At 70.2% G+C, this 10,279-nt stretch carries 7 protein-coding genes and 1 pseudogene; 5 read left to right on the top strand and 3 right to left on the bottom strand.

Annotated features, from left to right (window positions below; all coding sequences use genetic code 11):
* The first annotated feature begins 22 nt into the window (after window positions 1-22).
* The 4 genes and pseudogenes from AB8Z36_RS17585 (at window position 23) to AB8Z36_RS17600 (ending at window position 4,784) form a co-directional block, all read left to right on the top strand.
* Window positions 23-1,882, top strand: a complete 1,860-nt coding sequence (locus AB8Z36_RS17585) for an LpqB family beta-propeller domain-containing protein (protein WP_440581938.1) — start codon at window positions 23-25, stop codon at window positions 1,880-1,882.
* A 102-nt stretch (window positions 1,883-1,984) separates the two neighbouring features.
* Window positions 1,985-2,835: pseudogene (locus tag AB8Z36_RS42300) on the top strand (ComF family protein).
* 317 nt (window positions 2,836-3,152) lie between these two features.
* Window positions 3,153-3,845: a ribosome hibernation-promoting factor, HPF/YfiA family gene (gene hpf, locus AB8Z36_RS17595; RefSeq protein WP_440581937.1), complete on the top strand. Its 693-nt coding sequence runs from the start codon at window positions 3,153-3,155 to the stop codon at window positions 3,843-3,845.
* A 195-nt stretch (window positions 3,846-4,040) separates the two neighbouring features.
* The gene (locus tag AB8Z36_RS17600; protein WP_369214264.1) at window positions 4,041-4,784 is read left to right on the top strand and encodes a response regulator; all 744 of its coding nucleotides are present in this window, start codon (window positions 4,041-4,043) and stop codon (window positions 4,782-4,784) included.
* Window positions 4,785-4,842: 58 nt separating this feature from the next.
* Here AB8Z36_RS17600 and AB8Z36_RS17605 read toward each other — a convergent pair whose 3' ends face one another.
* Entirely contained in the window at window positions 4,843-6,018 is a 1,176-nt protein-coding gene (locus AB8Z36_RS17605) for a winged helix-turn-helix domain-containing protein (RefSeq protein WP_369214265.1), read from the bottom strand.
* A 94-nt stretch (window positions 6,019-6,112) separates the two neighbouring features.
* Window positions 6,113-6,685 carry a GNAT family N-acetyltransferase gene (locus tag AB8Z36_RS17610; protein ID WP_369214266.1) on the bottom strand — a complete coding sequence of 191 codons (573 nt, stop codon included), beginning with the start codon at window positions 6,683-6,685 and terminating at the stop codon, window positions 6,113-6,115.
* Window positions 6,686-6,910: 225 nt separating this feature from the next.
* Between AB8Z36_RS17610 and secA the strand changes: the two genes are divergently transcribed.
* The gene (gene secA / locus AB8Z36_RS17615) at window positions 6,911-9,742 is read left to right on the top strand and encodes a preprotein translocase subunit SecA (RefSeq protein WP_369214267.1); all 2,832 of its coding nucleotides are present in this window, start codon (window positions 6,911-6,913) and stop codon (window positions 9,740-9,742) included.
* Window positions 9,743-9,907: 165 nt separating this feature from the next.
* Here the strand turns inward: secA and AB8Z36_RS17620 are convergent.
* Window positions 9,908-10,279, bottom strand: a 372-nt coding sequence (locus tag AB8Z36_RS17620; protein ID WP_369214268.1) for an Rv3235 family protein, incomplete at its 5' end; no start/stop codon positions are given.

Here is a 10,279-nt window from a genome sequence, read left to right on the forward strand (position 1 = left end):
GTCCGGGGAGAGGAAGGCAGTCGTGGGCGCTGAGCGCAGGGGGCGTGGCCCGGGTCGGGGCCGCGGGCGTCCGTCGCGTACGGGGCTGCTGCTCGGGAGCTGTGGAGCGCTCCTGGCGGGCTGCGCCTCGATGCCGGACAGCGGCAATCTGAAGCCCGTCGACGCCTCGCAGCGTCCGGACTCCCAGTCGCAGGTCCGGGTGTACGCGTTGCCGCCGCGTGAGGGCGCGCTGCCCGTAGAGATTGTTCAGGGCTTCCTTGAGGCGCTGACCAGCGATGATCCGCAGTTCGCGATGGCGCGGAAGTATCTGACCAAGAGCGCGTCGAAGAAGTGGGACCCGGAGCGGGCCACGACGGTCCTCGCCGACGGTCCGAACACGGACGCGGGCAACGCGGGCAACGACGCGGAGGGCAGCCGCCGCTTCTCGCTGACCGGGCAGCAGGTCGCGAAGGTCGACCGGCAGCACGCGTACCGCCCCGCGGCGGCTCCTTACCGCCAGTCCGTGCACCTCAGCCTGGTCAGCGGCCCCGGCGGCCGCAAGGAGTGGCGCATCGACGAGCCGCCGCCGGGCGTGGTGCTCGGCGAATCGGATTTCCAGCGCATCTACCGCTCCGTCAACAAGTACTACTACGCGGGGACCCCGGGGCCGGGGCCGGACGGCCAGGCGGGGCTCGTCGCCGATCCGGTCTACATACGGCAGCGCATCGACCCGCTGACCCAGACGGTCAAGCTGCTTCTCGCGGGGCCGACGAACTGGCTGAGCCCGGTGGCGGATTCGCGGTTCCGCAGCGGTACGCAGTTGAAGGACCCGGGCAAGCCGCTGACGCCGGACGACCAGAACCGGCTGACCGTGCAGCTCAACAGCCGTTCGGACGGGGCGAGCCAGACGCGGTGCCGCGAGATGGCGGCGCAGCTGCTCTACACACTGGAGGACCTGTCACCGTCCGGGGTGGAGCAGGTGACGCTCCAGCGCTCCAACGGCTCGATGCTCTGTGTGCTGAGCCAGAGCCACGCGGAGAGCGTCACGGCGCACCGCAGCGCGGACCGTCCCTCGTACCAGTACTTCGTCGACGACAAGCACCGCCTGGTGCGGATGCCGGCCAACTCCGGGAGCACCGCCGATCCGGCGCCGGTGAGCGGCGTCCTCGGCACCGGTGAGCAGCCGCTGCGTTCGGCGGCCGTCTCGCGGGACGAGAAGCGCGCGGCGGGGGTGTCCCTGGACGGGAAGTCGCTGTACACGGGGTCGTTGGGCTCCGGTGACACGCTCGGCAAGGCCCAGGTGCGCAGCCGGGCCAAGGCGGAGGAGGACCGGCTCTCCACCCCGAGCTGGGACGGCCACGGCGATCTGTGGGTCGCCGACCGCGACCCGAAGCGGCCGCGGCTGCTCTGGCTCGGCGCGGGCGAGGGCGAGCCGGTGCAGGTCGAGGTTCCCGCGCTGGACGGGCGCGTCGAGGCGGTACGGGTGTCGGCGGACGGCGTGCGGATCGCGCTGCTGGTGAAGAAGGACGGCAAGTCGTCCCTCTGGATCGGCCGCGTGGACCGGGGCGAGGGCGCGAAGCCGCGGATGTCGGTGCTCGATCCGACCCAGGCGGCACCGCAGATGGAGGAGGTCACCGCCATGTCGTGGGCGGGCGGCAGCCGCCTCGTGGTGGTCGGCAGGGAGTCCGGCGGGGTCCAGCAGATGCGGTACGTCCAGTGCGACGGCTCGGTGCTCTCCGGGACCGCGCTGCCGGGTCTCACGGGCGTCAAGGAGATCGCCGCGTCCGAGAGTGACCAGCAGCCGCTGGTGGCGCACTCGGACGATGGGATCGTCCGGCTCCCGACGGGCTCGCAGTGGCAGACCGTGGTCAAGGACGGTGCGGCGCCCGTCTATCCGGGGTGAGCCCGTCCGTCCGGGGTGAGCCCGTCTAGCTGCTCCTGAGAGCCGGGCCGGAGTTATCCACAGGGGTGGTAGCGGCGCCCGCGCATTGGCACAGTGGTGGCCATGCGGGGGTGGTGGCAGGACCTCACCGACCTGGTGCTGCCCGCTGAGTGCGAGGGCTGCGGGAGGCCTCGGACGGTGCTGTGCGAGCGCTGCCGGGCGGTGCTGTGCGGCAGGGCGCCGCGTCGGGTGCGCCCTGATCCGGAGCCGCGCGGGCTGCCGGTCGTGCACGCGGCGGGGGCGTACGAGGACGCGGTGCGGGCCGTCCTGCTCGCGCACAAGGAGCGTGGCGCCCTGGGGCTCGCGGGTCCGCTCGGCGTCGCCCTGGCCGGGGCCGTGCGCGCCGGTCTGCGGGGCGAAACGCGGGATCCGGGTGATACGGAGGCGCCATCGTGGGTAGACGGCACACACGGCGGCTCACAGGGGCGCACGGTGCCGTTGACGCTCGTCCCCGTGCCGTCGTCGCGCGCCGCGGTGCGGGCGCGCGGGCACGACCCGGTGCGGCGGATCGCGTTCGCCGCGGCCGGGGAGCTGCGGCGAACGCGATCCGGGGGGGGGGGGGGGGGGGGGGGGGGGGGGGGCAACGGCGTGCGGTGGCCGATCAGTCGGGGCTCGACTCCCGGCAGCGGCAGGCCAATCTGGCGGGCGCCCTCGAGGTGACCGCCGGGGGCGGCCGGCTGCTCGTCGGCGGCGGGCGGGTGGTGGTCGTGGACGACCTGATGACCACCGGCGCGTCACTGGCGGAAGCCGCGCGTGCAATACGTGACATACACACGGAATGGAAGGCGCGAACAGAGGCCTTGCGGGGACTGGGAAGCGGGGCCGTGAGAGGTCCGCAATTGAGCCGTGGAAACGTGATCAGTGCCGCGGTTGTCGCCGCGTCGCCGGATTCTTTCGAAATAAACCGGAACTGATGGAGAACTTGCTTCGTTGCAGGTGATGAGAGGGTCGTACCACCCGAATGGAGGTACGCAGCAGTAGAGGGTGACGACATACCTCCGGGCGAGATATGTTCGGTTGTGAGGAATGGCGAACGCCCGACCTCGCATATCGGATTGCCGGTCCGCGGGATTTTTCCGCAATCACCCGGGCCGGTGGGGTGGACGTCTCGTCCATGGGGGAGGAGGAGGTGGAAGTCACCGAGTCCGAGGCCCCGGAAGACCACCGGGGTCTGGTGCAAAAGGGAGATGCTCCGCCGCCGAAGCGGGGCGATCCGGGAACGGAGTTCTGCGTGGACATCGTCGTCAAGGGCCGCAAGACCGAGGTACCCGAGCGGTTCCGCAAGCACGTGGCCGAGAAGCTGAAGCTGGACAAGATCCAGAAGCTCGACGGCAAGGTGATCCACCTCGACGTCGAGGTGTCCAAGGAAACCAACCCGCGCCAGGCCGACCGTTCCGACCGCGTGGAGATCACACTCCGCGGGCGCGGGCCCGTCATTCGCGCCGAGGCTTCGGCAGCCGACCCGTACGCGGCACTCGACCTGGCCACCGCCAAGCTCGACGCCCGGCTGCGCAAGCAGCACGAGAAGCGCCACAACCGCCGGGGCAACGGCAGGCTCTCCGCCGCCGAGGTCGCCGAGCGGGTCCCGGACGCGGCGACTCTCAACGGAGACGGCACCGTCGTCCGCGACGAGGAGCCGGACGGCGTGCCCGTCAAGAGGATCGGCTCCCTGGAGGTCCAGGGCGAAGGCCCCCTCGTGGTCCGCGAGAAGACGCACGTCGCGGCACCCATGACGCTCGACCAGGCGCTCTACGAGATGGAGCTGGTCGGGCACGACTTCTACTTGTTCGTCGACTCCGAATCCAAGGAACCCAGCGTCGTCTACCGACGGCACGCCTATGACTACGGCGTCATCCGTCTCAACACCGACCCCATGGTCGCCCGGGCCGAGTCGGCCGGTGGCGGTGGCGCGCTCGGCGGCTGACGCCGCCCCCGCGAACCGCTGACGTGGTGCCCCTGGAGCGCGTGTGCGCCCCCAGGGGCACCCTCGTGCGACCAGTGCGCGCACCGCACCGGCGCCAGGCATGAAATCATGACCCCGCCGGCCAACCGGTGTGCTGCCGCCTCGGGTTGGCGCAGCAGAGGCACAACAGGCCACGGCCTTCATGGGGGAGGAACGATGGCGGACAGCTTCGGACCGATGCATCGCGAGGGTGCCGGGGACGGCATCGGCATCGGCACGGACACGGGCGCCCCGCGCAAGGAACCGATCAGGGTTCTTGTGGTGGATGACCACGCCCTCTTCCGCCGTGGCCTGGAGATCGTCCTCGCCGCCGAGGAGGACATCCAGGTCGTCGGCGAGGCGGGCGACGGCGCGGAGGCGGTGGACAAGGCCGCGGACCTGCTGCCCGACATCGTGCTGATGGATGTGCGCATGCCCAAGCGCGGCGGCATCGAGGCATGCACCTCCATCAAGGAGGTCGCACCCAGCGCCAAGATCATCATGCTGACGATCAGCGACGAGGAGGCCGACCTCTACGACGCGATCAAGGCCGGCGCCACCGGATATCTCCTCAAGGAGATCTCCACGGACGAGGTGGCCACCGCGATCCGTGCGGTGGCCGACGGGCAGTCGCAGATCAGTCCCTCGATGGCGTCGAAACTGCTCACCGAATTCAAGTCGATGATCCAGCGCACCGACGAGCGCCGTCTCGTGCCCGCGCCCCGGCTGACCGACCGCGAGCTCGAAGTGCTGAAGCTGGTCGCCACCGGGATGAACAACCGCGACATCGCCAAAGAGCTGTTCATCTCCGAGAACACCGTGAAGAACCACGTGCGCAACATCCTGGAGAAGCTCCAGCTGCACTCCCGGATGGAGGCCGTGGTCTACGCGATGCGGGAGAAGATCCTGGAGATCAGGTGAGCGGCCCTCGCCGTAGGCACCGGTGAGGGCGGTCAGCCGAAGGCGCCGGTGAGGACGGTCAGCCGAGGGCTCGTACCAGGTCGGCCGTCAGTTCGGGGCGGTCCATCCGCTCCACCCGGACGGCATCGCAGCCGACCCACGAAGCCGCTTCCAGGAGCGCCTGGGCCATCGGCGCTACCGCCTTCGGGGTGTCGAGCGAGACCTGCCGGGCGACCAGCGTGCTCCCCTCGCGGGCCGGGTCGACCCGGCCGAGGAGCCTGCCGCCCGAGAGCAGCGGCATCGCGAAGTAGCCGTGGATCCGCTTCTGCTTGGGGACGTACGCCTCAAGGCGGTGCGTGAAGCCGAAGATCCGTTCCGTGCGCGCCCGCTCCCAGACCAGGGAGTCGAAGGGGGAGAGCAGCGTCGTGCGGTGGCGGCCGCGGGGAGCCGTCGCCAGCGCCGCCGGGTCCGCCCACGCGGGCTTGTCCCACCCCTGGACCGTCACGGGCACCAGACCCGAGTCCGCGACCACCGCGTCGAACTGCTCGCCCTTGAGGCGGTGATAGTCGGCGATGTCCGCGCGCGTGCCTACGCCGAGTGACTCACCGGCCAGGCGCACCAGGCGGCGCAGGCACTCGGCGTCGTCCAGGTCGTCGTGGAGCAGGGCGTCCGGAATGGCGCGCTCCGCCAGGTCGTACACCCGCTTCCAGGAGCGGCGCTCGGTGCACACCACCTCTCCGTACATCAGCGCGCGCTCGACGGCGATCTTCGACTCGGACCAGTCCCACCACTCGCCCTTGTTCTTCGCGCCGCCCAACTCCGTGGCGGTGAGCGGGCCTTCGGCGCGGAGCTGCTTGATGACCTGGTCATACGCCCCGTCGGGCAGGTCGTGGTGCCAGTGCGGGCGGGAGCGGTAGGCACGGCGGCGGAAGGCGAAGTGCGGCCACTCCTCGATGGGCAGGACGCACGCGGCGTGCGACCAGTACTCAAAGGCGCGCGGTCCGGACGGCCCCGCCTTCCAGTACGCCGCCTCCACGGTGTCGCGGCCGACGGCGCCGAGCCGTGCGTACGGAATGAGCTCGTGCGAGCGGGCCAGGACCGAGATCGTGTCGAGCTGGACCGCGCCGAGATGCCGCAGCACGCCCCGCACACCGGCCCTGCGGTCCGGGGCGCCGAGGAAGCCCTGGGCGCGCAGGGCGATGCGGCGGGCCTCGTCGGCGGAGAGTTCGATGGCGGGGCGCGGCAGGCTCGTCATGGTCAAAACGATAGGCGGCGGCACTGACATCCGGCCCGTGGGCCGCCTCCCGGCCGCCTGGCCGCACGCGGATCGCGGAGCCTCGCGGGGGACCTCAGGCCCGCGCGGGCAGATACGGGTGCGCCGACGGCATGCCGAGGTCCGAGGGGAGGAGGGCGCCGACCCAGCTGTCACGGAGGGTGCCCTTGTTGAGCAGGCCCGCGCGGAGCACGCCCTCCACGGTGAAGCCGGCCTTCTCCACGACGGCGCGGGAGCCGGTGTTGCCCACCTCCGCGCGCCATTCGAGGCGCGGGCAGCGCAGGTCGGTGAAGGCCCAGCGGGCGAGGCCGAGCACCGTCTCGGTCGTATAGCCGCGGCCCCGGTGCTCCTTGGCCGTCCAGTAGCCGACCTCCCAGGTGCCCGAGCGCGGGTGGTGCAGGCTGACGGCACCGATCAGCGGGCCGCCCTCGCGGGGCCGTACCGAGAAGGTGTACTCCGAGTCGTCGCGCCAGCCCGCGGGGACCACGGTGTGCACGAAGGTGTCGGCGTCCACGCGCGCGTACGGCGACGGAATGGTGGTCCAGCGCTGGATGTCCGCGTCCTGGCACGCGTCGAAGATCTCGTCGGTGTCGGCGGCGGTGAAGACGCGTAGGCACAGGCGTTCGGTGGTGAGTGTGACGGGCTCCATCACGCGATGATGCGGGGGACGCCGCCTTGAGGCCAGCCTTTTTACCCGCTCGTCGTGATCACCCCGCGTGGGGCACTCGCGGGCCCGACCCGGCACCTTCGGGGCCCCTCGTCCGTTGACCTGTGGGCAGACCTCCCGGCACAGCCGGGTCCTCGCATACGATGGCCGTTGCCCGACGAGTAAAACCGACCATGCCAGGCCCGACCGGCAAGGAGACCAACCCCCGTGTCCGTCCTCTCGAAGATCATGCGTGCAGGCGAAGGCAAGATCCTGCGCAAGCTGCACCGCATCGCGGACCAGGTCAACTCCATCGAAGAGGACTTCGTCAGCCTCTCCGACGCCGAGCTGCGCGCACTCACCCAGGAGTACAAGGATCGGTACGCCGACGGCGAGACCCTCGACGACCTCCTGCCCGAGGCCTTCGCGACGGTCCGCGAGGCCGCCAAGCGCGTCCTGGGCCAGCGTCACTACGACGTCCAGATGATGGGCGGCGCCGCGCTGCACATGGGCTATGTCGCGGAGATGAAGACCGGTGAGGGCAAGACCCTCGTCGGCACGCTCCCCGCGTATCTGAACGCCCTGTCCGGCAAGGGCGTCCACCTCATCACGGTCAACGACTACCTGGCCGAGCGCGACTCCGAGATGATGGGCCGCGTCCACAAGTTCCTGGGTCTGAGCGTCGGCTGCATCCTGGCCAACATGACGCCGGCCCAGCGCCGCGAGCAGTACAACTGCGACATCACCTACGGCACGAACAACGAATTCGGCTTCGACTACCTGCGCGACAACATGGCGTGGGCCAAGGACGAGCTGGTCCAGCGCGGCCACAACTTCGCGATCGTCGACGAGGTCGACTCGATCCTCGTCGACGAGGCCCGTACGCCACTGATCATCTCCGGCCCCGCGGACCAGGCCACCAAGTGGTACGGCGACTTCGCCAAGCTGGTCACCCGCCTCACCAAGGGGGAGCCGGGCAACCAGCTCAAGGGCATCGAGGAGACCGGTGACTATGAGGTCGACGAGAAGAAGCGCACCGTGGCCATCCACGAGTCCGGTGTGGGCAAGGTCGAGGACTGGCTCGGCATCGACAATCTCTACGAGTCGGTGAACACGCCCCTGGTGGGCTATCTGAACAACGCCATCAAGGCCAAGGAACTCTTCAAGAAGGACAAGGACTACGTCGTCATCGACGGCGAAGTCATGATCGTCGACGAGCACACCGGCCGTATCCTCGCCGGCCGTCGCTACAACGAGGGCATGCACCAGGCGATCGAGGCGAAGGAAGGGGTGGACATCAAGGACGAGAACCAGACCCTCGCCACGATCACCCTCCAGAACTTCTTCCGCCTCTACAAGCGCGACGGCTACGACAGCGGCCTGTCCGGCATGACCGGTACGGCGATGACCGAGGCCGCCGAGTTCCACCAGATCTACAAGCTGGGCGTCGTGCCGATCCCGACGAACCGGCCGATGGTCCGCGCCGACCAGTCCGACCTGATCTACCGCACCGAGGTGGCCAAGTTCGCGGCCGTCGTCGACGACATCGCGGAGAAGCACGAGAAGGGCCAGCCGATCCTGGTCGGCACGACCTCCGTGGAGAAGTCGGAGTACCTCTCCCAGCAGCTCTCCAAGCGCGGCGTCCAGCACGAGGTGCTCAACGCCAAGCAGCACGACCGGGAGGCGACCATCGTCGCCCAGGCCGGCCGCAAGGGCGCCGTCACCGTCGCGACGAACATGGCCGGACGAGGCACCGACATCAAGCTCGGCGGCAACCCCGACGACCTCGCCGAGGCGGAGCTGCGCCAGCGCGGCCTCGACCCCGTCGAGCACGTCGAGGAGTGGGCCGCGGCGCTGCCCGCCGCCCTGGAGAAGGCCGAGCGGGCCGTCAAGGCCGAGTTCGAAGAGGTCAAGGAGCTCGGCGGGCTCTATGTGCTCGGCACCGAGCGCCACGAGTCGCGCCGTATCGACAACCAGCTCCGCGGCCGTTCCGGCCGTCAGGGCGACCCCGGTGAGTCCCGGTTCTATCTGTCGCTGGGCGACGACCTGATGCGTCTGTTCAAGGCGCAGATGGTCGAGCGCGTGATGTCGATGGCCAATGTGCCCGACGACGTGCCGATCGAGAACAAGATGGTCACGCGCGCGATCGCGTCCGCCCAGTCGCAGGTCGAGCAGCAGAACTTCGAGACCCGCAAGAACGTCCTGAAGTACGACGAGGTGCTCAACCGCCAGCGCGAGGTCATCTACGGAGAGCGTCGCCGCGTCCTGGAGGGCGAGGACCTCCAGGAGCAGATCGCGCACTTCATGGACGACACCATCGACGCGTACATCGCGGCGGAGAGCGCCGAGGGCTTCGCCGAGGAGTGGGACCTGGACCGGCTGTGGGGCGCCTTCAAGCAGCTCTACCCCGTCGCGGTCACCGTCGAGGAGCTGGAGGACGCGGCGGGCGACCGCGCGGGTCTGACCGCCGAGTTCATCTCCGAGTCCATCAGGGACGACATCCACCAGCAGTACGCGGCGCGTGAGGAGCAGCTCGGCTCCGACATCATGCGTGAGCTGGAGCGGCGGGTCGTCCTCTCGGTGCTCGACCGCAAGTGGCGCGAGCACCTCTACGAGATGGACTACCTCCAGGAGGGCATCGGCCTCCGCGCCATGGCGCAGAAGGACCCGCTGGTGGAGTACCAGCGCGAGGGCTTCGACATGTTCAACGCCATGATGGACGGCATCAAGGAGGAGTCCGTCGGCTATCTGTTCAACCTGGAGGTCCAGGTCGAGCAGCAGGTCGAGGAGGTCCCGGTCGAGGACTCGGCGCCCGCCACGTCGCTCTCCAAGGGCACGCAGGACGCCGTTCCCGCCGGTGCGCGGCCGGAGATCCGGGCCAAGGGCCTGGAGGCCCCGCAGCGTCCGGACCGCCTGCACTTCCAGGCGCCGAACGCCGAGGGCGGCGTCGACGAGGGCGACTTCGCGACGGACGGCGGCGGTGTGCGGTCCGCGTCCGACGGCATGACCCGCGCCGAGCGGCGCAAGGCCCAGAAGGGCGGGCGTCGGCGCAAGAAGTGACGGGGCGCTGTCGCTGTACTGGGGCGGCGGCGTCCGTCGTGCGGAGCTGGCGGTGAGCCGCTGACGGTGGCTTGTCCGAGGGGCCGGGAGTCGTACTTCCGGCCCCTTTCGCGTGCCTGCCCGCTTTCGTATGCCTGCCCGCGTACTCGCTGGCCGGACTCGCGGTCAGCCGCCGCTTTCGCTCTCGCTGCCGCTTTCGCTGCCGCTGCCGCTGCCGTGCAGGGCCACCTCCACCGCCGTGCACCGCCATTTGCGGTCCGCGCCGAGAGCCAGGCGGAACGCCAGGGCCCGCAGCCTCGGGCCCGTCGCGACGCGGGCGAAGACCTCGTAGGCGTCCGGGTGCGGCTGGTAGTGGCCGATCCGGCGGATCGTGGGGCGGCGGCCGTCGGCGCACAGGGGGTTCAGCTCGGCTAGGCGGGCCAGCTCGTCGTACGCCGTGTTGGCGATGTGCCTGGCCACCCAGTGGATGGGGCGCTGGCCGCTGAGGACGAGGACGAGGCGCTCCGCGAAGAGCTCCGTGGGGTGTGGGGGCGGCTG

Origin of the sequence: Streptomyces flavofungini (assembly GCF_041028215.1) — a bacterium.
GTDB lineage: Bacteria > Actinomycetota > Actinomycetes > Streptomycetales > Streptomycetaceae > Streptomyces > Streptomyces flavofungini_B.